The sequence below is a fragment of the Streptomyces sp. CA-111067 genome (assembly GCF_050956065.1).
Taxonomy (GTDB): domain Bacteria; phylum Actinomycetota; class Actinomycetes; order Streptomycetales; family Streptomycetaceae; genus Actinacidiphila.
Genome location: NZ_CP192103.1, coordinates 5,504,397 through 5,526,450 on the forward strand (window position 1 = coordinate 5,504,397; position 22,054 = coordinate 5,526,450).

The 22,054-nt window shown below is 69.0% G+C and carries 20 protein-coding genes and 2 tRNA genes; 13 read left to right on the top strand and 9 right to left on the bottom strand.

From position 1 onward, the window contains the following. Positions 1-187: 187 nt before the first annotated feature. Positions 188-904 (bottom strand): GntR family transcriptional regulator, encoded by a 717-nt coding sequence (locus ACQPW6_RS24180; protein ID WP_433891774.1) that lies wholly within the window; start codon positions 902-904, stop codon positions 188-190. Positions 905-963: 59 nt separating this feature from the next. On the opposite strand from ACQPW6_RS24180, the gene ACQPW6_RS24185 reads away from it, so the two are divergent. Beyond that, entirely contained in the window at positions 964-1,770 is an 807-nt protein-coding gene (locus tag ACQPW6_RS24185; RefSeq protein ID WP_433891775.1) for a class I SAM-dependent methyltransferase, read from the top strand. Positions 1,771-1,866: 96 nt separating this feature from the next. Here ACQPW6_RS24185 and ACQPW6_RS24190 read toward each other — a convergent pair whose 3' ends face one another. From ACQPW6_RS24190 to ACQPW6_RS24205, 4 genes are all read right to left on the bottom strand, one after another. Continuing rightward, on the bottom strand, positions 1,867-2,727 hold the full coding sequence (locus ACQPW6_RS24190) for a DNA adenine methylase (RefSeq protein WP_433891776.1): 861 nt from the start codon (positions 2,725-2,727) through the stop codon (positions 1,867-1,869). Continuing rightward, positions 2,724-4,247, bottom strand: coding sequence for a hypothetical protein (locus tag ACQPW6_RS24195; protein ID WP_433891777.1), 1,524 nt, complete (start codon positions 4,245-4,247; stop codon positions 2,724-2,726). Before ACQPW6_RS24195 ends, ACQPW6_RS24190 begins: the two co-directional genes overlap by 4 nt. Positions 4,248-4,882: 635 nt before the next feature. Continuing rightward, on the bottom strand, positions 4,883-5,383 hold the full coding sequence (locus ACQPW6_RS24200) for a hypothetical protein (RefSeq protein ID WP_433891778.1): 501 nt from the start codon (positions 5,381-5,383) through the stop codon (positions 4,883-4,885). Positions 5,384-5,476: 93 nt separating this feature from the next. After that, positions 5,477-6,541 carry an aldo/keto reductase gene (locus ACQPW6_RS24205; RefSeq protein WP_433891779.1) on the bottom strand — a complete coding sequence of 355 codons (1,065 nt, stop codon included), beginning with the start codon at positions 6,539-6,541 and terminating at the stop codon, positions 5,477-5,479. 143 nt (positions 6,542-6,684) lie between these two features. On the opposite strand from ACQPW6_RS24205, the gene ACQPW6_RS24210 reads away from it, so the two are divergent. The 3 genes from ACQPW6_RS24210 to ACQPW6_RS24220 all read left to right on the top strand — a co-directional run bounded on the left by ACQPW6_RS24210 (position 6,685) and on the right by ACQPW6_RS24220 (position 8,953). Beyond that, entirely contained in the window at positions 6,685-7,515 is an 831-nt protein-coding gene (locus ACQPW6_RS24210) for a helix-turn-helix transcriptional regulator (protein WP_433891780.1), read from the top strand. After that, on the top strand, positions 7,512-8,219 hold the full coding sequence (locus tag ACQPW6_RS24215; protein WP_433891781.1) for a DUF6193 family natural product biosynthesis protein: 708 nt from the start codon (positions 7,512-7,514) through the stop codon (positions 8,217-8,219). The genes ACQPW6_RS24210 and ACQPW6_RS24215 overlap by 4 nt, the downstream gene beginning before the upstream one ends. A gap of 374 nt (positions 8,220-8,593) precedes the next feature. Further along, positions 8,594-8,953, top strand: a complete 360-nt coding sequence (locus ACQPW6_RS24220; RefSeq protein WP_433891782.1) for a hypothetical protein — start codon at positions 8,594-8,596, stop codon at positions 8,951-8,953. A 26-nt stretch (positions 8,954-8,979) separates the two neighbouring features. Here ACQPW6_RS24220 and ACQPW6_RS24225 read toward each other — a convergent pair whose 3' ends face one another. The 3 genes from ACQPW6_RS24225 to ACQPW6_RS24235 form a co-directional block, all read right to left on the bottom strand. Continuing rightward, entirely contained in the window at positions 8,980-10,095 is a 1,116-nt protein-coding gene (locus ACQPW6_RS24225; RefSeq protein ID WP_433891783.1) for an acyltransferase family protein, read from the bottom strand. A 62-nt stretch (positions 10,096-10,157) separates the two neighbouring features. Further along, positions 10,158-10,817: an SDR family oxidoreductase gene (locus tag ACQPW6_RS24230; RefSeq protein ID WP_433891784.1), complete on the bottom strand. Its 660-nt coding sequence runs from the start codon at positions 10,815-10,817 to the stop codon at positions 10,158-10,160. A gap of 156 nt (positions 10,818-10,973) precedes the next feature. Further along, positions 10,974-12,314: an amidohydrolase family protein gene (locus ACQPW6_RS24235; RefSeq protein ID WP_433891785.1), complete on the bottom strand. Its 1,341-nt coding sequence runs from the start codon at positions 12,312-12,314 to the stop codon at positions 10,974-10,976. Positions 12,315-12,655: 341 nt separating this feature from the next. Here ACQPW6_RS24235 and ACQPW6_RS24240 point away from each other — a divergent pair. The 7 genes from ACQPW6_RS24240 (at position 12,656) to ACQPW6_RS24270 (ending at position 16,455) form a co-directional block, all read left to right on the top strand. Beyond that, positions 12,656-12,728, top strand: a tRNA-Thr gene (locus ACQPW6_RS24240). A 46-nt stretch (positions 12,729-12,774) separates the two neighbouring features. Continuing rightward, positions 12,775-12,847: transfer RNA gene (locus ACQPW6_RS24245), tRNA-Met, on the top strand. Between the two features lie 83 nt (positions 12,848-12,930). Further along, a complete protein-coding gene (gene rpmG, locus ACQPW6_RS24250) occupies positions 12,931-13,095 on the top strand; it encodes a 50S ribosomal protein L33 (protein ID WP_003948671.1) in 165 nt (54 codons plus the stop codon). 196 nt (positions 13,096-13,291) lie between these two features. Next, on the top strand, positions 13,292-13,789 hold the full coding sequence (locus ACQPW6_RS24255; protein ID WP_433891786.1) for an FAS1-like dehydratase domain-containing protein: 498 nt from the start codon (positions 13,292-13,294) through the stop codon (positions 13,787-13,789). Further along, complete coding sequence (locus tag ACQPW6_RS24260; RefSeq protein WP_433891787.1) at positions 13,789-14,217, top strand: MaoC family dehydratase; 429 nt, start codon at positions 13,789-13,791, stop codon at positions 14,215-14,217. Before ACQPW6_RS24255 ends, ACQPW6_RS24260 begins: the two co-directional genes overlap by 1 nt. 131 nt (positions 14,218-14,348) lie before the next feature. After that, positions 14,349-14,903: a TetR/AcrR family transcriptional regulator gene (locus ACQPW6_RS24265; RefSeq protein WP_433894640.1), complete on the top strand. Its 555-nt coding sequence runs from the start codon at positions 14,349-14,351 to the stop codon at positions 14,901-14,903. Positions 14,904-15,006: 103 nt separating this feature from the next. Then, positions 15,007-16,455: an MFS transporter gene (locus ACQPW6_RS24270; RefSeq protein ID WP_433891788.1), complete on the top strand. Its 1,449-nt coding sequence runs from the start codon at positions 15,007-15,009 to the stop codon at positions 16,453-16,455. A 1,504-nt stretch (positions 16,456-17,959) separates the two neighbouring features. Here ACQPW6_RS24270 and ACQPW6_RS24275 read toward each other — a convergent pair. Beyond that, positions 17,960-19,219: an MFS transporter gene (locus ACQPW6_RS24275; RefSeq protein WP_433891789.1), complete on the bottom strand. Its 1,260-nt coding sequence runs from the start codon at positions 19,217-19,219 to the stop codon at positions 17,960-17,962. Between the two features lie 100 nt (positions 19,220-19,319). On the opposite strand from ACQPW6_RS24275, the gene ACQPW6_RS24280 reads away from it, so the two are divergent. Together ACQPW6_RS24280 and ACQPW6_RS24285 are read left to right on the top strand one after the other, a co-directional pair. Further along, entirely contained in the window at positions 19,320-20,402 is a 1,083-nt protein-coding gene (locus ACQPW6_RS24280; protein WP_433891790.1) for a DUF5937 family protein, read from the top strand. A gap of 42 nt (positions 20,403-20,444) precedes the next feature. After that, positions 20,445-21,185 (top strand): MBL fold metallo-hydrolase, encoded by a 741-nt coding sequence (locus ACQPW6_RS24285; RefSeq protein ID WP_433891791.1) that lies wholly within the window; start codon positions 20,445-20,447, stop codon positions 21,183-21,185. Positions 21,186-22,054 lie beyond the last annotated feature (869 nt).

A 22,054-nucleotide genomic window follows, 5' to 3' on the forward strand; every position in this document is an offset into this window, starting at 1 on the left:
GCTGGTTCGGAACGCCGAACCGCTGGTGGCCACAAACAGAAGACTGGACCGGTGGACCGGTCCAGTCAAGTCCCTCGCCCGTGACCTCAGTTAAGCGATATGCATTTGCCCAGATGAGAGGGGTCGCAGGGCAGAAAAAACCCGAACCGGTGGACCGGTCCAGGTTCGTGGGTGGGCGTCGTGACCGCTACATTGCGTAGGTCTCCACCTGTTCGAAGTGGGCAGCGGGCGTTGCGCCTTCTTCGCAGACGAGTGCGCGACGCTCGTGGTCATAGGCAGTGTGGAGCACCACCGCTACGGCCGTAGGCCCGTCGAGACCGAGGTGAGCGGCCTCTACCTCCGTAGCCAATCGCACCGTGGTCACGTCTTGGCCCTCCACCGGGAAGCGTCCTGTGGATCGGCGTACGTACCGGGTCGTACCCTCCGTTAGCGGCGCTGTCTCGCTGAGCCGCGGGGCCTGTTCGGCAATGTCCGGTGGGAACCACGCCTCTGTGTAGCTGTGGGGACTGCCGTCCGGCAGTTGTTGGACGCGTACTCTGCGCAGAGCGCGTACGCCAGCTGCTAGGCCCAGTGCGTCGGCGACGTGGGCCGGCGGTTCCGCCCAATCTGGCGCACCGACACGCAGGAAGGGCATCCCTCCGGTCACTCGTGTCGAGCCCGCGCGCCGCGCACCCGCCGGCCGTGCCACGGGCACCTCGGTGACGACGAACCCCGTGCCTTGTCGTGCCTCGACCACCCCGTCAGCACGCAGGACGTCTAGGGCTTTGATCGCCGTAGCCCGCGAGACTGTCCACTGTTCGGACAACTCGCGCGTGGACGGCACGGTCTCGCCGGGAGCGAAGTCTCCCTTCGCGATACGGGCGCGCAGGGACTCCGCGATCTCTTCGTATTTCAGCAGTGCCATACGCCCTCCTGGCGCTAGCTGTACTGGACTGGTCCACCGGTACACACGATACTGCCACCATGTCGAACCTAGAGCTGCCACCCGAGGTCGAACGCTTCTACTCCGAAACGATCGATGAGAGCGAGCGCCTGAGCATCGCCGCAGACGGACGGCTGGAACTCATCCGAACGCAGGAACTCCTACGGCGCTACCTCCCGCCGGCACCCGCCAAGATCCTGGACGTAGGCGGCGGCCCGGGGGCGCACGCGAGGTGGCTCGTCGCCGACGGCTACGAGGTCGACTTGGTCGACCCGATCGCGCGGCACGTCGAGCAAGCTTCGAGAATCTGCCGATCCTCGGTCGGCGACGCCCGCCACCTGAACGCAGCGGATCACACCTACGACGTGGTGTTGCTACTGGGCCCGCTCTACCACCTGCCCGACCCCGCGGACCGCAGGCAGGCACTCGCCGAAGCGCACCGCGTCGTAAGCCCAGGTGGCCTCGTGGCCGCAGCCGCAATCAACCATTACGCGTCTCTCTTCGAGCACGCGGCCCTCGCCCACCTGCACACCGAGCGCATGCAAGCCTCCATCTCCGAAATCCTCCGCACCGCTGTCTACGACGGCAACCGCGGCTTCACACTGGCGTACTTCCACCGAGCGGAGGAACTAGCTGATGAGCTGCGCAGATCCGGGCTTGCAGGCGTCACTGTGTTCGGTATCGAGGGCCCGGCATGGGCGCTGCTGAAAGCTGTTGAGCAGCGCGACCCCGTTGCTCTCGACGATGCTCTGTTTAAGTCATCGCTGACGGCAGCGCGCCTTGCAGAGCCGTATCCGGAACTTCTTGCGGCCAGTTCACACCTGCTGGCCATCGGCATGGCCCATTGATCCTTGGGAACTCGCAGCGATTCTGAGCACCACGGGGCAGCGCGCAGAGGCTGGTGTGTCACCGCCGTCAAAAGTCCTGTGACGGCATGATTGGAGTTACGCAACGACTAGAGAGTCCGAAAAGACCATAATTTCATTTGCCTTTGTCACTCTGTGGGCAGAGTAATTGAGGGAAAAGATCTCGCGTCGTCGATCCGGGTAAAGCTCGGCGACCGTGGGAACATTGTCGTAAGTAAGCAGCCATTTAGCCTCGCCGGCACCATTTAGACAGTTGGCGAGCGAAGAGTGATGCGCATGCTCGAATGAGTTCAGGTAGAGTGATCCTGCTTTTTCGAAGTATGGTGGGTCGGCGTAGATAAGCGTATTTTCGCGCTTCGAATACCGCTTGATAATATTGAGGCCGTCTGTATTGGTGATGGTGATCTTCTTCGAATAAAGTGAGATCAGTCGGAGTCGCTCGACAAGCGTTTCACGATTGAAGCGAGCATCGATTTTGTACTTTCCCGTCTGATCCATTCCGCCGATGGGGCCACCGTTCAAAACGCCAGACCTGTTGGTTCTATTCAAGAAAAAGGTTGCGAATCCAAGGCTGAGGTAGTCATCGCGGGGCCCATTAAGGTAGATGTCCTTTTGCCGAGACCATTCCGCGACTGTGAGATCGGCCTTCTGGATCATTCGGGAGATTTCCCGAGGTTCCCTGATCGCCGCCTTCCAGAATGCGTAAATTGCTTGATCGAGGTCGTTGATAACAATCCGCCGGACCTGACCAGTAACGAGCAGTCCGAGCGCGGCACCTGCACCACCTGCGTAGGGCTCCACGTAGGTACCTGAAGTCAACTCGTTAGCCCTCACGATGGCCCTCAGCCGCGTGTACAGCGAGGCTTTCCCGCCGGGATAGCGCAGGGGTGAGATGATCGGCTTTTTGTGGTGCCTCATGTCGGTGCCCGAATTGGTCATGGCTTCAGCATCATTCGAATCAGGCCTTCCATGCCATCCCAGCAGTTTCTCACTTCGTCTGCGGTGGCGAATACGTGGTGATTGTGATTTATGGCGTTCATGTGGTCGACCGTCGGAATGTAGCCACCGATTTTGTTGCCACGTATCTTTTTGAGCACCTGAATGAATGCAGTCTTTCGGACCGTCTTAAGGTGTTCCTCTAGCCAAGTCAGACAGTGTCCCAGTTGCACGTACCCGCCAGCCTGTTGGCCTGTCTGCTGCTTCAAATCGACGCCGAGCTTTTCCGCGTACGCTTTTATCGCTTTTTCGAGGAACGTGCGCAGTAGGTCGAGGGTTGCGTTAGGGAACTTCTTGATATTGATGAGTGTCAGTTCTTCGCAAATCTTCCGGATCGTAGGAGGATAACTGGGATCGATCTTTATCTGACTCAGATCTAAGTAGTTGGGATTCGACCCCTTGATCTTCTCGTCGGGTTTCGCTTGGCCCTGAGTATTTACGGGCGGGGGATTCGTAGGCGCTTGTTGCGAGCCGCCGTTAGAGCCGCCACTATTACTCTTTGAGGTCTGCGCCGCAGGCCCGCCAGGGGGTTGGTTTTGCGAGGATGCGACTGGAGCTTTCTGGGTGTTTGTAGAGCGATTCTTCGTGTGGTCGACATGATTAGTGATGAGTTCGCGCAGCTCGTTCATGTAGTTGGTATACGACTCAGACCTTGTTGAGTTGAGCGTGCGCGTATTGATCGACTTGGACCTTATGTCGTGCACGATCTTCTCCGCGACAGCGTTGAACTGTTGTGGAGAAGACTCCAGAACTACCCTTGCAGCCTGCTCGGCGACTCGTATTTGTGCCAGGAGAAGAAATTCATCGTTGTCATAGAGTCGTGCGAGTACGGAAACGGGGAAGGTTCTACTTCGAACGTAGTCCTTTAGCTCGGAGTCTTTGTACTCTACGCCGCGAAATAGACTGAGCAGCTGGCTCCGGATAATAAACTTTCTGACTTCAACTGTGGGGTAATGCGAAATGAGGTACTCGGGAGACTTGCCCGCTTCGATTTGTGCTTGAAAGAAGGCTGCCTGTCGGGACGGTGACCATCCAACCCGTTGATTCCCAGTGTGGATGGCAGCAATTAGTTGGTTGGCCTCGTCCTCGTTCGGTGCTACCTTAACCGTGATTCGCCTCAGTGAATCAAAGTCGACGCCCTGAGTCGCTTTCGTGATCCTGGCGCGATGTTCGGGAGCCAGAAATGGGTTCTGGATAGCCTTGAGAGCGGCAACTCTTCTATTCCCCTCGACGACGACCAATTGGTCGTCCCTTTTGATCGCGATGGGGACCTCATGCGTGAGCAGTCCGACTTTGCAGATGCTGTCAACGAGAGTCAGGGCCTTCTCGTTGTGAAACAGGTCCTGAATTATATCGGACTCGGGTGCGGTTTCGGGCAGATCAATCCGCACGTTGTGCGGGTCTAAGTGCAGTTCATCGACTACGTCTACGTTCGCTTCTTCCCACGCCGACATGTCGATCACCGGTCTGTCCCCCCATTGCTCATCTCGCAGCGACAGGAGTGGCCACGATCATCCCCTGGCTTACAGCACCCGACGCGACCTTTGCAAGACCCCGTAAGAGGTGATGAGTAGCGCCGGATTGACATGATGAGACGGCGTACGTCAATGGATCAACACTTGATGACGTAGGGATCTTGGTCGGGCTGTCGGGCGACCCAGAGAAGTGCGGCCTGGTCGCTGCTGGGCTGGCGCACTCTCAGCGGGCCCCGACTGCAATCTCCGGCGGCAACGCCGCTGCACACCGTCATGACAGTGCTGGTCTCAATTGGGGTCTCAGATGGCCCGGCGTCCGGGGTCGGTCGTTGGCGTTCGAGTTGGTCCGCGAACCCATCTCGCCACGGGAGACGGACTCCGGCGGACGCCAACGGAACCCGTTCGGACAACCCGTGATGCGTAGGTTCTGACGCTCATGGAAGTCAGGGCTGAAACTCGGCGAGCCGGGAATGGTCGCGTACCCACCGGCAGCGCCGCTCTGGCCCTGCGCTGCTGGCGTCAGTCTTGATCATCCCCCATGTGGTCCCCAAGCAGGCGCGCCAGATAGACATCTCCTGGTCCGACGGGGGAGAACCGGCTCACTGTAAATCCGTCGGCTATGCCTACCGTGGTTCGAATCCACGTGCCGCCACACCTCGAAGAGGGCCCCCGCCCTGCGTCTGCGCAGGGCGGGGGCCCTTTTCGTGCATGCGGGCGGGGAGCCGTCCTGCCTCGACCGGGGGGTGGACCCAGGGCGCCAGGCGTTCGCTGGGTTTCAAGGGGGTGCGCCAGTAGCGGAAGACGAGGCCCTGGACGATGTCGACGTGGGCGGCCGCGATCAGGGCGGCGGCCGGGGCTGGGGCGCCCGCGTCCGCGTCGAAGGCGACAAGCACGGCGGGCGGCTCGCCGATCTGGCGGGCGACGAGCCGGACCTCGTCGGGGGTCGGCTCGCGGAAGGTCGGGTCCTGGAAGGCGGACGGGCACATCACGAAGACTGGGTCGCTGAACACCAGTTCCAAGCCGTGCGCGTAGGAGATGTCGGCCCCGGCGCCCAGACGCAGCAGGCCCGGGTCCCAGGAGACGACGTCCCAGTCCCACCACGATCCCTCGGGAAGCTGAATCACGGCTCGCCCTTCCGCCTGCTCCGCACCGTCAACGGGAGCCCATCATCGCCCAAGCCCCGTTCCGCCGGGCCAGGGTCAGGGGCGCGGTCACGGTCACGGGCGGGGCTCAAGGGTCAGGTTGCCGCGGGTCAGGGCGAGGGTGGAGGGGCGGGACAGGGTTTCGTGGGGGAAGCCCAGGGGGAATGCGCTCGCGTCGTTCAGGCGGGCCAGCTGGGCGGGGGTGAAGGTGACGTCCAGGGCGCCGAGGTTGTCGCTCAGTTGGGCGGGGGTGCGGGCGCCGATGATCGGGGACGTCACCGCCGGGTTCTGCAGGGTCCAGGCCAGGGCGACCTGCGCGGGGGTGCGGGCGAGTTCCGTGGCGACGTCCTTCACGACGTCCACGATCGCGAGGTTGCGTTCGGTCAGGGTGCCGCCCGCGATGGTGACGCTTTTGCGGGTGCCGTCGCCGGACGCGGCGCTCGGCGCGGTCAGGTCGGCGCGGCTGTACTTGCCGGTGAGCACCCCGCCGGCCAGCGGCGACCACGGGACCACGCCCAGGCCCATTTCGCGGGCCATCGGGATCAGGTCGCGTTCCCCGGTCCGCTCGACCAGGTTGTACTCGATCTGCAGCGCCACCAGCGGTGACCAGCCGCGCAGGTCGGCGATGGCCTGCATCCGTGACACCTGCCAGGCCGGGGTGTTGGAGATCGCGACGTACAAAACCTTGCCCTGCCGCACCAGATCGTCCATTCCGCGCAGGATCTCCTCGACCGGCGTCGTGAAATCCCACAGGTGCAGGTAGAGCAGGTCGATGTAGTCCGTGTCGAGCTGCCGCAGGCTGGCTTCCACCGACCCGAACAGGGTCTTGCGGTGATTGCCGCCGGAATTCGGATCGCCGGGGCGGCGCAGCGTCGCGTATTTGGTGGCCAGCACCAGGCTTTCGCGGTTGGCGCGGGTGAATTCGCCGAGCAGGCGCTCGGAACTGCCGTTGGTGTACGTGCTGGCGGTGTCGATGAAGTTGCCGCCGCGCTCGATATAGAGGTCGAACAGTTTGCGCGCCTCGTCCTGCTCGGCGCCCCAGCCCCACTCGGTGCCGAACGTCGCCGCGCCCAGCGCCAGCGGTGAGACCCGCAGCCCGGAGCGGCCCAGGAGCCGGTAGGTGTCGAGGGTGAGCGACATGGTGTCCTCCATTGCCTTCGATGCGTGGCACGATCCGGTGCCGTCAACAAGCCTGGTACCAGCCTGGGACCGTCCTGCCGCACGGATAAGGGAGGGAAGTTCCTGGGAACGCCAGTCCTACCCTCGCTGTAGGGTCGGAGGCGATGGCCCTCACCGTGGACACGACACAGGAGCTGGCCGCGTTCCTGCGGTCCCGGCGCGAACGTCTCGACCCGCGCGATTTCGATCTGCCGTCGCGCCGGCAGTCCCGGCGGACCCCCGGACTGCGCCGCGAAGAGGTCGCCGAACTGGCCGGGGTCAGCATCGATTACGTCGTCCGGCTGGAACAGGGCCGCGGGCTGCGGCCCTCAGCGGAAGTGGTCGAGGCACTGTCCCGTGCGCTGCGCCTGGCCCCCGACGAACGCGCCTACCTTTTCGACCTGGCCCGGCAGCGTCCCCGCAACACGGAAAAGCCGGCCACCGTCGCAGAGCCGCCGCTGGCCCGGCTGGTCAACGACTTGTCGCCGCTGCCGGCGATGCTGATGAACCACCGTTACGACATCCTGGCCTGGAACGCCGAAATGGCGAGGCTGCTGCTGGATTTCGACGGGCTGCCGCCGGCGCAGCGCAATGCGATGTGGCTGTGCCTGATGCATCCGGAGATGCGCGAGTTCTATGTCGACCGCGAGCAGGTCGTACGGGAGGGAATCGCGCATTTGCGGGCGGCGTGGGCCGCGCATTCGGACGATCAGGTGCTGACCGACCTCATCGCCGAATTCACCGCGCGCGACGAGGAATTCGCGCGGCTGTGGGCGCAGGGGGACGTGAAGGTCAACGGGCGCGGGCGGAAGGTGATGCGGCATCCGGACGTCGGCGAGGTCGCGGTGCATTTCGAGACGCTCGTGCCGCTCCAGGATCCGGACCAGCGATTGGTGATCTTCCGGGCCGCGGACGCCGCGAGCCAGGCGGCGCTGGACAGGTTGTGCACCCGGTGACCCCGGAACCCGCCGACTTCTACCTGGACGTGGCCGCCCACGGCAGCCTCGCCGCGGCCGTCCAGTCAGCGGCGGCCGAGCACGGACTGTCCGTCACCCTCACCGCCACGCCGTCCGATCCGTTACGGCACGCGACGGCGGAAAGCGTGCTCCCGCACCGCAAACCGCTCGTCGTGGCGGCCTCGGAGGTCGCGCGGCGGTGGAGCGTGATGGGCGACACCACACACGGGCTCATCGTCAGCGGCGTCACTGAGGAACTGAGCGCCATTCCCGCGGTGGTCCGCGCCTGGGCCGACGGGGCCGGGCTCGACGAGATCGCCCGGGCCGCCCCTTTCCCCCTGCTGACCGGACGCCAGGAGGTGCCCGACGGCAACACCGCCGAGGTCAATGCCTCCGAGTGGCAGTTCATGCGCCAGCATGCCCGTGATGCCGGCTGGCCGGAATTCCAGTCGCTGGTCGAGGCGGCCTACGCCGAACCGGAATTGCGCGCGCTCTTCCCGTTCACCGAGTACTGGGTCCTGTTCTTCTCGTCCTCCTGGGAGGAGGAGTTCTACCCGAGGCAGATCTGCCTGGAGCCACCCTCCGACCTCAACGCCCACCGCTTCACCCTCCGGAAAACCTGGTCCGGCCCGCCCGTGGCCCAACCCGCCACCGCCACGGAAGCCGCCGCCCTCGCCGCCCGCATCTGCTCCGGCCTCGACTGAACGGAGGCGGTCCGCGGGATCTCGACTCGCGGGGACGTTCCGGCGGCCGCACTGTGTGTTCCATGAGCAAGCCGAAGCCGGGCGAGGAGCCCCGCCCTGAGCAGAATCAGCCCCAGTGGGGTCAGGGGGCGGGGCCGCAGCAGCCCCAGGGACCGCAGCCTCAGCCCGGAGGACAGCCCCAGCCCGGTCCGCAGCCTCCGCCTGGGCAGTGGCAGCCGCCGCAAGCCGGGGGCGAGTCGCAAGCCGGGGGTGAGTGGAGCCACCAGCAGGGGGCGCCGCAGCCCGGCGGCGCGGGGCCGTACCCGTACGGGCCCGCGCAGTACGGGTACGGTCCGCCGCCTCCTCAGAAGAAGAAGCGCAGAAAGTGGCCGTGGGTGCTGCTCGTCCTCGTCATCCTCTTCGCCGGCGGATGTGTGGCCATCATCGCCGGCGTCTCGCATGAGGCGACGAAGTCCGTCTCGGTGAAATACCGCGTCACCGGTACGGCGAGGAACGTGAACATCGCGTACTCCACCTGGCATGACGAGAACCTGTCCACGAGCGAAGAGACCGTCGCGACCCTGCCGTGGCACAAGGAACTGTCCACCAAGGGGTTCATCAAGGGCGGCACGCTCAGCATCACGCTGGGTGAGGCGGGCGGCACGGCGACCTGCTCCGTCGTCGTGGACAACGACAGCCCGAAGACGGCTACCGCTTCTGGGCCCTTCGCGACGGCCTCCTGCGACGGGTTCTGAGCGGAGGGTTCCGTCCGGTCGGCCCGTCACGGGTTGCGGAAGAGGAAGGTGAGGCGGGGCTCCACCAGGGGGCGGAGGGTTTGGCGGATTCGCGGGGTGCACAGCGTCAGGGCTAGGGCCACGGATGTGGCCGTCAGGGTGAGTTCGGCGGAGGCGCTGTGGGCGATGTGGGGGTACGCGCCCGTGTGGATCAGGGTCTCGCGGAGGAACGCGTGGATCAGGAAGGCGTACATCGTGCCCGCTCCCAGGGGGGTGAACCAGGTGCGGGTGCGGGGGATCAGGGAGAGGAACGCCGCGGTCAGGACGAGGGCGGCCGCGTAGATCGCCGTCGTCTCGGTCAGCCAGCGGGCGTACGAGACGTGCAGGTCGTGGGCGCCGCCGCTGCGGTAGAGCCAGGCGGGGGAGAGGTGGCCGGCCAGCAGGTACGCGGCTGCCAGGGCCGCCGCGAGGACGGGGACGGCCGCCCGCCGGACCCAGCGGGTCTCGCGCAGCCACGCCAGGCGGGACGGGCGGATCGTCAGGCCCAGTACGAAGAACGGCAGGAATTGCAGCGTCCGCGTCAAGGAGAGCTGCGCGCCGAACGGGAAGGCGCCGCTCGCCAGGAAGACCGCCGTCGCCACCGCCACCGGCGCCCGCAGCGTCGACCACAGCGGCGCCGTCAGCCGCCACAGGAACAGCGACATCAGGAACCAGGTGATCCACACCGGGGTCAGCGGGCGGAGCGTGACGTGCTGCCCGTTCAGCAGATCGGTGTAGCCGGTCAGCAGCGTGTTCCAGAAGAGGAACGGCACCAGCACGCCGGTCACCAGCCGCCGCATCTGCCGCGGTTGCGCGGCGAACGACCGCGAGAAGTAACCCGACATGACGATGAACGCGGGCATGTGGAACGCGTACGTCAGCAGGTAGAGCGCCGTGACGCCGCGCTCACCCGTATAGGGGAGCAGCGGTTCCCAGAAGTGGCCGCACACCACCAGGACGACGGCCAGCAGCTTGGCGTTGTCGAAGTACGGGTCCCGGGACGGCGATGGTGACGGCGACGAGGACGGGCCCGGGCCCGGGCCCGGGGACGTTCCGGGGTCGGCACCGTCCGCCTGGTCAGGGCCTTGGCCCGGCTGGACGACCTGGGTTCGGTCAGGCGCCACCCGCTCCCGGGTCGCGGAAACCCCCGACCCCGAAGCGTGCCGCGTCAACCCCTCCACCCCGCTCAGCTCGTCAACCGCTCCACCGCCGCCGCGACAGGCACATCCCCCGAGATCAGTTCGAGCGTGAGCCCCGCCGTCGCGGGCGTGTCGAGCAGCGCGACGAGTACGGTCGCCACGTCGTCCCGCGGCACGGTGCCGCGCCCGGTGTGGCCGGTGGACAGGTTCACCCGGCCGGTGCCGGTCTCGTCGGTCAGGCCGCCGGGGCGCAGCACCGTCCAGTCCAGGGACGTACGCGCCCGTACCGCGTCGTCGGCCGCGCCCTTCGCGCGCAGGTACGCCGTGAAGCCCTCGTCGGAACCGGTCGCCTCGGCGTCCGCGCCCATCGAGGAGACGATCACGTACCGGCGCACGCCCGCGCGCTCGGCCGCGTCGGCGAGCAGGACGGCGGCGTCACGGTCGACCGTCAGCTTGCGGTCCGGGCCGCTGCCGGCTCCCGCGCCCGCCGCGAACACCACCGCGTCAGCGCCGGACAGCACCGCCGCCACATCGGCGACGTCGGCGGACTCCAGGTCGAGCACCGCCGGTTCCGCGCCGGCCGCCCTGAGATCGTCGGCCTGGGCGGGGTTGCGGATCAGCCCGACCGTGCTGTCACCGCGCGCGGCGAGCTGACGCTCCAGCCGCAGCGCGATCTGTCCATGTCCACCAGCGATCACTGTGCGCATGGACTCGACGCTACGCCCCAAGCCTAGGAAGTCGGCGCAACGCCTCGCGCGCGAGCCCGGCGCCACACCCCGCGCACGTGAACGCACCTGAGCGCACCTGAACGCGGGGGAACGGACTTGAACGCGGGAGGACGCCTCGCCCGCGAACCCGCCCCCCTACGCCTCCCGATGCGCCTGCCGCGGCAGATCCAACGCCGCCTCGCTCGCCGAATCGCAGTACTCCCGCACCGCACTCGTGCGCGACACCACCCGCCCCCGATGAATGACCATCCGGCTGTACGCCAGCGAAAGCACCGCCTCGACGCTCTCCCCGCGCACCGCGAGCAGCTCCGCCGGGAAGCCCGCCTCCACCCGTACCGCCGGCAGCCCCAGCACCTCCCGCGCCCCGCAGCTGATCGTCTCGTATGCCTGCGCCGCCCCGCACTCGCCGTACGACGCGAGCAGGAACGCGGCCTCCAGCGGATCGCCCCGCCCCACCGGGTTGGCGAGATCGCCGAGCGCCCCGCTGCCCGCCGTGACCCGGACCCCGGCCGAACGCAGCAGCCGCAACGGGGTCAGCAACCGCGCGGCGCCGCGCCGTACCGTCTCCAGGCCGCCGCAGCCGCCCTGCGGCAGGACGGTCACCGAGACGCCCGCCGCCGCCAGCCGCCCCGCCGCCGCGGCCAGCGTCTCGGGCGGCAGCGCGCCCAGGCCGTGGCAGGGGCCGAGCGTGACCCCGGGACGCAGGCCGCCGGCCATCGCGGCCAGCCGGGCCAGCCGCCCGGGGTCGTCAGCCGCGGTGTGCAGATCGACCGGCACCCCGAACTCGGCGGCCAGCGACAGCGCGGCTTCCGCGTAACCGCTCGGGTCGGGGTCGAGGTCAGGGCAGCCGCCGACCACCCCGGCGCCCATCTTCAGCGCGTCCCGCAGCGTCGCGAGCCCGTCCGCGCCCGCGACGCCGGTGAGCAGCCGCGGTACGGCGACGGTGTGCACGTCCACCAGTCCGCGCAGCGCGCGCCGCGCGGACAGCACGGCTTCGAGCGAACGCAGCCCCTGCACGTCGCCGACCCGTACGTGGCTGCGGACGGCGGTCGCGCCGTGGCCGAGCTGGAGCAGGGCGCCCTCGGTGGCGCGGCGCTGGACGTCGGCGACGTCGCCGGGCGGCGGCCCGCCGGCGCCCGCGGTCAGCGCGAGGTCGAGGTGCGCGTGCGGCTCGGCGGGCGCGGGCAGCAGGAGGTAGCCGCGCAGGTCGATCCGGGTGCCGGGGGCGGCCCGCCCGGACTGGCCCGACTGGGCCGACTGGCCGGGCGAACCGGGCTGGCCGGATGAGCCGGTGGACGCGGCCGGGCCGTACTGGCCGGCCCGGCCCGGCGGCGCGTCGAGGCTGCCGACGGTGCCGACGGCCTCGATCCGGGAGCCGCTGAGCCGTACGTCGACGGTCCGGCCGTCGGTCAGCCGGGCGCCGCACAGCAGCAGGGTGGCGGTCTCGGCGGCGGTGCCCCGGGGGCTCTCGGTCATCGTGCTCCTCCGATGCGGGCAGGCGGGCGGCGGCGGGAGGCAGGATCACGCGAAGCCGAGCCTAGGGGGCGGCGGGGCGCGCACCTGGCAGAAAGCATTAGTCGTACTGGTCAGGGTCGCGCGGGAGCGCGCGCCGGGGGTACGGGCAGGGGTCCGGCGACGGGCCCGGGCGGGGCTCGACCAGGGCTCGACCAGGGGTCGGTCGGGGGCCGGCCGGATGCCGGCAACGGCTCCGCCGACGGCCCGTCAGGGGTGCGTCCCGGATGCCCGGTGGGCCCGATCTGCCCCGCGCGATACGGATTTCACGTATGGCTGCGGACCGTGTAATGTCTTCCTCGCTCGCCCCAATAGCTCAGTCGGTAGAGCGTCTCCATGGTAAGGAGAAGGTCTACGGTTCGATTCCGTATTGGGGCTCTGATGGATCGGTTCCCCGCCACACCGGCGGGGGCCTGTTCGTCACAGCGGCGTAGCTCAGTCGGTAGAGCAAGCGGCTCATAATCGCTGTGTCACCGGTTCAAGTCCGGTCGCCGCTACTCTCCGTAGCCGATTGCGGGATCGGTCCCTCGATCGGCTACTATTTCTGTGTTCATATACCTGTTTGGCAAGGAGCACTCACGTGGCCGCCACCGACGTCCGCCCGAAGATCACGCTGGCCTGCGTGGAGTGCAAGGAGCGGAACTACATCACCAAGAAGAACCGGCGCAACAACCCGGACCGTCTTGAGATGAAGAAGCACTGCCCCCGCTGCAACGCGCACACCGCACACCGCGAAACGCGCTGACGCAAGCACTTCACTACGCCGGTCCCACCGCGTACGCCGCTCAGCAGTACCAGCACCACCCGTCACCACCAGGCCAGGCGTACGCAGCAGGCCGTAGCTCCATCCGCGAGGCCGTTCCCGTGTCATCACCGGGAACGGCCTCGCGGCGTTGACCACTGACGTGACTGACGTGTACGTGTGCGCACCGGAGGTGCCGATGGCTCTGGACCAGTCCTTCGTGGGGCGGAGTTATCCGCCCACCCCCGCCTACGAGGTGGGACGAGAGAAGATCCGCGAGTTCGCCGAGGCGATCGGCGACCGGAACCCGGCGTTCACCGACCCCGAGGCCGCGAAGGCGCTCGGGCACCCGGATGTGATCGCGCCGCCGACGTTCGCCTTCGCGATCACGTACAAGGCGGCCGGCCAGGTCATCTCCGACCCGGAACTCGGGCTCGACTACAGCCGGGTGGTGCACGGCGACCAGAAGTTCGCTTATACCCGGCCGGTACGGGCGGGGGACCGGCTGACGGTGACCTCCACCATCGAGACGGTCAAGTCGCTGGCGGGCAACGACATCATCGACATCAAGGGCGAGGTCCACGACGAGTCGGGCGAGCACGTGGTGACCGCCTGGACGAAGTTGGTCTCGCGAGCGGCGGCGGATCCGGCGGCGGACGCGACCGCCGGGGCGCCGGCAGGCAAGGGAGACGCGTGATGGCGGCCACAATCGGCTACGCGGACGTCGAGGTCGGCACCGAACTGCCCGCCCGCAGCTTCCCGGTCGACCGCGCCGCCCTCGTGCGCTACGCGGGCGCGTCCGGCGACTTCAACCCGATTCACTGGAACGAGCGCTTCGCCCGCGAGGTCGGGCTGCCGGACGTGATCGCGCACGGCATGTTCACCATGGCGTCGGCGGTCCAGGTCGTCACCGACTGGGCCGGCGACCCGGGCGCGGTCGTCGAGTACGGGGTGCGGTTCACCAAGCCGGTCGTGGTGCCGGACGACGACAAGGGCGCCGTCATCGAGGTGACGGCGAAGGTGGCCGCCAAGCTGGACGACAACCAGGTGCGGGTGGACCTGGTCGCGATGTCCGCGGGCCAGAAGGTGCTTGGCATGTCCCGCGCGGTGGTGCGGCTCGGCTGACGGCCGCGTGACGTACGGACGGTAAGGGGCGCTCACCTAGTGTGGGCGCCCCTTACGCGCGCTCAGCCCCGCGAGGGACACCTCACCGCAGCGGTTGACATCCTTAGTGATTGGCCACTAACTTTGCCGGCATGGTCAGGATGAGCGCAGAGGAGCGACGCGAGAGCGTCATTCGCGCGGCGATGGGCGAGTTCGCCCACGGCGGCTACAAGGGGACGTCCACCGAGGCGATCGCCCGCCGCGTCGGCGTCTCGCAGCCGTACCTCTTCCGGCTCTTCCCGAACAAGCAGGCCATCTTCCTGGCAGCTTCGCAGCACTGTCTGGTCATCACCCGCGAGGCGTTCCAGGAGGCGGCGAAGGGCCTGCCGCTGGAGGAGCGGCTCGACGCGATGGCCACCGCCTACCAGGATCTGATCGCCGACGACCCCGATCGGCTGCTGATGCAGATGCAGACGTACGTCGCGGTGGCCGCGGCCGAGGCGGAGGGCGACCACGAGTTCGGCGAGGCCGTCCGCGAGGGCTGGCAGGACCTGTGGGACGCCGTGCACGTGGAGCTCGGCGGGGATGTGGACGAGACGACGACCTTCCTCGCCTACGGCATGCTCTGCAACACCTTGCTGTCGCTGGGTTTTCCCCCCGGGCACCGCAACTGGGAGGGCTTCTACAAGACGGCAAGGCCGGAGTGACGCCCGCGGGCGCCCGCTCCACGGTGGGACCCCTTTTTTTGCCCGGCAAAGTTAGTCATTGATAACTAATCGAAATCGATCCGCGAGCCCTTATGGGGGAGCAATGAAGCAGCAGACGGACCGACGTCCGGCGAGCGCCACCTGGGCGCTCATCATCACCAGCATCGCCGGCTTCATGGCGGCGCTCGACAACCTCGTCGTCACCACGGCACTGCCCTCGATCCGCAAGGACCTCGGCGGGGCGCTGTCCGACCTCGAATGGACGGTGAACGCGTACACGCTCACCTTCGCCGTCCTGCTCATGTTCGGCGCCTCGCTCGGCGACCGCTTCGGACGCCGCCGGCTCTTCGTCATCGGCATCACCATCTTCACCGGCGCGTCCGCCGCGGCGGCGATGGCACCGGGGATCAAAGAGCTGATCGCGTTCCGCGCCGTACAGGGAGTGGGCGCGGCGATCATGATGCCGCTCACGCTCACGCTGCTCACCGCGGCCGTGCCCGCCGAGCGCCGCGGAATGGCGTACGGCATCTGGGGTGCCGTCAACGGCCTCGCCATCGCCAGCGGCCCGCTCATCGGCGGCGGCCTCACCGAGCACATCTCGTGGCAGTGGATCTTCTGGCTGAACGTCCCGCTGGGCGTCGCCCTCATCCCGCTCGCCCGGCTGCGGCTCAACGAGTCCACCGCCCCCGGCGCCCGGCTCGACCCGCGCGGAACGGCGCTGATCAGCATCGGCCTCTTCGGGATCGTCTACGCGCTCGTCAACGCCACCGACAAGGGGTGGACGTCCACGCAGGTGCTCGGCGGGCTGATCGGCGGGGCGGTGTTCGTCGCCGCGTTCATCCGGCACGGGGCCACCGCGCAGAACCCGATACTGCCCATGCGGCTGTTCCGCAGCCGCGGGTTCAGCGCGATCAACGCGGCGAGCATGCTGATGTTCACCGGGATGTTCGGATCGATCTTCCTGCTCAGCCAGTTCCTGCAGAACGTGGTCGGCTACGCGCCGACCGAGGCGGGCCTGCGGATGCTGCCCTGGACCGGGGCGCCGATGATCGTCGCGCCGATCGCCGGCTTCCTCTCCGACCGGATCGGCGGCCGCCCGGTGGTCGCGGCGGGTCTCGCGCTCCAGGCGATCGGACTCGGCTGGTTCGCGACGATCCTCTCGCCCGACGTGTCGTACGCGGCACAGCTGCCCGCGCTGATCATCAGCGGGGTGGGCATGGCGCTGTTCGTGGCCCCCGCCACGAGTCTGGTGATGGGGAGTGTGCGGGGTTCGGAGCAGGGGGTCGCCTCCGGCGCGAACAACGCGGTGCGGGAGGTCGGCGGGGCACTCGGGATCGCGGTGCTCGGGTCGATCTTCGCGGCGCAGGGCGGGTACGGGTCGGGGGCGGCCTTCGTGGACGGCCTGACGCCGGCTCTGTGGGTGGGGGCGGGGATCTTGGTTGCTGCGGTGGGGGCAGCGCTTTTGATTCCGCGGCGGGTCGCGGGGGCCACCGGGGGGCCGGTGGCGGGGAGCGGGGAGGGGCGGGTCCTGGACCTGGAGCGGGCGTCCTGACCTGCTGATCTGCTGACCTGCGGTCGGCTTGGCGCCGGGTGCGGCTGTTGACGAGTCCTCGTCCCTTTCGGGGGGCGGGGCTCGTCGCTTTTCGGGGTGCGGTGCGGGGGTTGCTTCGGTCCGGGTGGGTGGGGGCTTGTGCCCTCGGGGCCCGGTGGGTGGTGCCGGTTCGTTTTCACGGCTGGGCGCCGTGCCTGCCGTTCTTCCCACCCGCACCACCCGTGCAGGTGCGTCCTTGGGTGCACGTTTTCTGGTGGGTGGGGTCGGTGCCGGCCCGTGGCACCTCCTCGGATTCCCTCCGTGCGGGTTTGTTTTTCGTGTGCACACCGGCTTGTCGGAAATCCTGCGGGGGCACCCCGGTCCGTCCCCTCCCGGGCCGGACGGCGGCTTGAGGCCGCGGGGGGTGATCGGTGGGCGGTTGGGGTTCGTTGTCGGCTGCGGGTTACTGATGGAGCATTGCGCCCCCCGAGGGCTCCTGGCTGGGCCCGGTCTGGCGGCTGACAAGTCGCTGGTGGATGAGGGCTGATAACCGCCATCAGAGTCCCAGCCTCCACCGGCCGCCCTGCGCAAGACCGCCACCACCAAAAGCCCTGAGCCGCCAACCGGGCGTGGGACGGGACTGGCGGGTGCGCAATGCTCCATGCAGTGGCCGGCACCCGACCACGCACCTCGGCCGGCCACCGATCACCCCCCTGCGGCCGTGAGCCGCCAACCGGGCCGGGGTGGGGACGGGCAGGGCCCCCAATGCTCCATGCAGTGACCGGCACCCGACCACTTACCTCAGCCACCCACCGATCACCCCTTGCGGCCGTGAGCCGCCGTCCGGGCCTGGGTGGGGACGGGCAGGGCTCCCAATGCTCCATGCAGTGACCGCCACCCGACCACTTACCTCAGCCACCCACCGATCACCCCTTGCGGCCGTGAGCCGCCAACCGGGCCTGGGTGGGGACGGGCGAGGGCGCAATGCTTCATGCAGTGACCGGCACTCGACCACGTACCTCGGCCGGGCACCGATCACCCTCCTGCGGCCGTGAGTCGCCAACCGGGCCTGGGTGGGGACGGGCAGGGCCGCCAATGCTCCATGCAGTGACCGCCACCCGACCACTTACCTCAGCCACCCACCGATCACCCCTCGCGGCCTCAAGCCGCCGTCCGGCCTGGGAGGGGACGGTCCGGGGTGCCCCCGCAGGGCTGTGAACGACATGGGGTTCACCAATTCGCCCCGGTGCCGTGATCAGCCCGAGGAGGTGCCCCGGGGCGGCACCGACCCCACCCACCAGAAAACGTGCACCTAAGGACGCACTCGCACGGGTGGTGCGGGTGGGAAAAAACGGCAGGCCCGGCGCCCAGCCGTGAAAACGAAACGGCACCGCCCACCGGGGCGATAACCCCCACCCGGGGGTAACCGGGAGCGAGCCACCACCTCCCCCACCCGCCCGGGGCCGGCGGATCCCCGCCTCCCCCACCCCCCGGAAACCCACCCGGTGGCAACCGGGAAGGCGGCTCACGGCCGCCGGGACGTGACCGGTAGGGCCTGGGGCTCGTTGGCAGGCCGCATCGGGGCGGCCTCGTCGCGGACCGGCGCGGCGCGAGGCCCCTCCGTGGCAACCGCCCCCGCGGAGAGAAGCGTCGCGCCGGCGAGAGTGGCCCAGAGAGTGCTGGGGCCGGGAGCGGACAGCGTGGTGATCACGGCGGGGGAGATGGCCAGGCCGAAGCCGGTGGAGAGTTGGAAGCGGGCCAGGGCGCGGCCCAGGGCGTGGGGCGGCGCCAGGGCGGCGACCAGGGCCGTGGCGCTGCCCGCGTAGATGATCTCGCCGATCGTGCTCGCCACGGACACCGCGGCGACGGCCGGCGCGCTCCAGCCGTGGCCCAGTTCGGTGGCGCCGAGGAAGCCGAGGTAGGACGCGGCGAGGAGCACGCCGGCGAGGGCCAGGACGGTTCGCCGGGGGAAGCGGGACATCAGGACGGTGACCGGGACCTGGAGGGTGACCACCAGGACCGTGTTCGCGACGAAGATGGCCGCCGACCAGGCCGGGGACGCGTGGAGTTGGGTCACCAGGACCAGGGGGAGGGCGACTTCGGTGATGTTGAGGCAGAAGGCGTAGACGATGTTGGCGGCGAGCAGTCGTCCCATGCGGGGGGCGGGGCCGCTGGGGTCGGTCGAGACGGCGGGCGGGCGCGGGGGGAGGCGGACCGTGCCGGCCAGGGCTGCGGCGGCGAGGTAGGCGAGGCCGGTGCCGGCCGCGAGGGCCTGGAGGGCGGTGGCGCCGCCGGTCAGGCAGGCGGTGGCGACGAGGGCGCCCGCGCCCATGCCGGCGTTGCGCAGCGCGCGGGCTCCGGCGAGGGCCGCGTCGCGTTCGCGGCCGTGGGAGACCGTGGACACGACGGCCGCGTGGGCGGGCGGCCACGCCTGGTTGCCGATGCCGAGGAAGAGCGCGGCCGTCGCGAACAGCCAGACGTGGCCGGCCGGGGTGGCCAGCAGGAGGGCCACGCCGGGTACGCGGATGAGCATGGCGGCGGCCACGACCTTGCTCGGTGTGCCCCGGTCGAGCCATCGGCCGACGGCGGGCATGCACGCCAGGCCCATGACGACGCCGACCGTCATGGCGATGCCGGTGGCGGCGGCGGACAGCCTCAGCACCGTCACGCCGTACAGGAGGAGGAAGGGGCGCAGCAGGCCGGTGCCGAGGGCGTCCACGGCCACGGCGACGGCGTAGCGGGGGCCTCCGGAGGCGCGGATGAGGGTGCGGGGGTGGATTGCCATGACGCCAACGGTGCGTTCGGGTGCCGGGACGGCCTCGTGGGTTGACGGACATCGTCAATCGACGAGGTCGGGGGGTGTCCGGTCGTCGATGATGGGGGGCATGACCTTGAGGATCGACATCGGCGGACCGCCGTCCGGGCGAGTGCGGTTCGCCGCGTCGCCGCTGGCCGAGCTGACCGCGATGCTGCACGTGCTGGCGGAACCCACGCATCACCCGCAGCTCGGCGGGTGGGCCGCGGACGTCTGGGCCGGGCTGCCGCCGGAGCTGGCCGAGCGGCTCAGGGAGGCGGAGTTCCTGTGGCGGTCGTCGCGGGCCGATTTCCTGGTGCCCGCGCGTCCCCGGCTGAGCCTGGCCGAGGAGTTGGACGACGTCGACCGGATCGATGACGAGAAGTACGTGTCCGCGGCGCTCATCACCACGTGCGGCAGCAACCGGGTGCACTTCGGCTCGCCGTCGCCGCTCGCCGACGCGGGCGCGCGGGAACGGGCGCTTGACCTGGCCCAGGCGCGCGGCGCGCTCCAAGAGGCGTTCGCGGAGCGGCTGCTCGCGGACCCGGCCGCCGTACGGGCACGGGTGCGGCACACCCTCGAACAGTGCGCCGAGGCGTTCTTCGACGCCGCTTGGGACGGTGTCGCCGTCCAACTCGCCACCGACCTGCGGCTGAAGAACGACCTGCTGAAGCGTCAGGGCATCGGCGCGGCCCTCGTGTCCGTGTCGGGCGCCGTCACCCTGGCACCGGACGGCGACTGCATCGTCGTGGACAAGCTCCAGGACAACGCGACCGCCGCGCATGGTGCCGGAGTCACGTTCCTGCCGAGCGTCTTCGGCCGCCCCCACCTGGTCGTGGTCCACGCCCCCGGGTGGCAGCCGGTGGTGCAGTACCCGGTGGAGGCGAGCCCGGCGGAACCGGTGCCCCTGGAAACGGTCACCCTGCGACTGGAGGCCCTCGCCCACCCCGTACGGCTACGACTCCTGCGCACGCTGGCCCGCGGCCCCCACACGACGGGCGAACTGGCGAACGCCTGGGAACTCACCCCACCAGAGGTCTCCCGCCACCTGGCCGTCCTCCGCCGCGCGGGCCTCCTCACCACCCGAAGGGACGGCCGCTACGTCCGCTACACCCTCAACCTCCCCGACCTGAGCGCCCTGGGCTCCGACCTCCTGGCCGCGGTCCTCCGCTGACCGCTCTTCGGGGCGTGACCCGGCGACGTAGCCTTCGGGGGTATGAAGATCACGGTGCTCGGGGGGTGCGGGGCTTGGCCTGGCGTTGGGCAGGCTTGCAGCGGGTATCTGGTGGAGCACGAGGGGTTTCGGCTGCTGCTCGATCCCGGATACGCGACGTTGCCGCGGTTGCTTGAACGGGTCGGGGCCGAGGAGATCGACGCGGTGCTGGTCAGCCATGGTCACCCCGATCACTGCGCGGACCTCAACCCGCTGCTGCGGGCGCGGGCGCTCGGTGCGGAGCCGCCGGTGGCGTTGCCTGTTTATGCGCTGCCCGGGGCGGTTGATGCGGTGCTGGCGTTGGATCGGCCGGGCATGCTTGATGATTCCTACCGGTTGGATGAGTTCGCGGCGGGGGCCGGTTTTGAGGTGGGGCCGTTCAGGGTGGCGTCGTGGGCGTTGCCGCACTTCGTGCCCAATGCGGGGGTGCGGGTCAGTGCCGGTGGGCGCAGCGTGGCGTACACCGGGGATACCGGGCCCAGTCCCGACGTGGTCGAACTCGCGCGCGGCGCGGATCTGTTCCTCGCGGAGGCGACGTATCCGGAGGAGGTGCCGCGGGAGGACCACGCTTTCCTCTCCAGCGCGCGTCAGGCGGGCGAGCACGCGGAACGCGCCGGCGTCGGCCGCCTCCTCCTCACCCACCTGTGGCCGGCCACACCCCCGGACGCGGCTCTCACGGCCGCTCGCCGCACGTACGCCGGCCCGGTGTCTGTGGCGACACCCACCACGACCTTCGATCTCTGAGCCCCGGCTCCGGGGCCTGACCGGCCGGGTGGGTGGGGGCTTGTGCCCCCGGGGCCCGGTGGGTGGTGCGGTTCGTTTTCACGGCTGGGCGCCGTGCCTGCCGGTGTTTCCCACCGCCCCGCCCGTGCGGGTGCGTCCTTGGGTGCACGTTTTCTGGTGGGTGGGGTCGGTGCCGGTCCGGGGCACCTCCTCGGATTTCCTCCGTGCGGGTCTCTGTTTCGGGTGCACTCCGGTTTGTCGGAAATCCTGCGGGGGCACCCCGGCCCGTCCCCTCCCGGGCCGAGTGGCGGCTTCACGGCCGCTGGGGGTGATCGGTGGGCGGTTGGGGTTCGTTGTCGGGTGCGGGTTACTGATGGAGCATCAAGGCCCCCGGTGGGCCGTGGCTCGGTTCGTGTGCCGCTGACGGTCGCTGATGGGTTCATGCCCCCATGGCATCGGTTCGTGGGCGGCTGAATGTCATGGCGCCGGCGGCACCTGCCAGCAGTCGTCGGAGGGTGCAATGCCGCCGTAGTGACCTTCAACTGACGACGAACGCCCGCCCCCACCGATCACCCCCCTGCGGCCTCAAGCCGCCGTCCGGCCTGGGAGGGGACGGTCCGGGGTGCCCCCGCAGGGCTGTGAACGACATGGGGCTTCACGATCTACCCCGGTGCCGTGATCAGCCCGAGGAGGTGCCCCGGGGCGGCCCCGACCCCACCCACCAGAAGACCCGCACCCAAGGACGCACCTGCACGGGCGGGGCGGGTGGGAAGAACGGCAGGCACGGCGCCCAGCCGTGAAAACGAACCGCACCGCCCACCGGGGGCGAACCCGACCCCCCGCGCCGCAGGCAACCGAGCGCCGGACCCCCCGGCGACAACCCGCCCCGT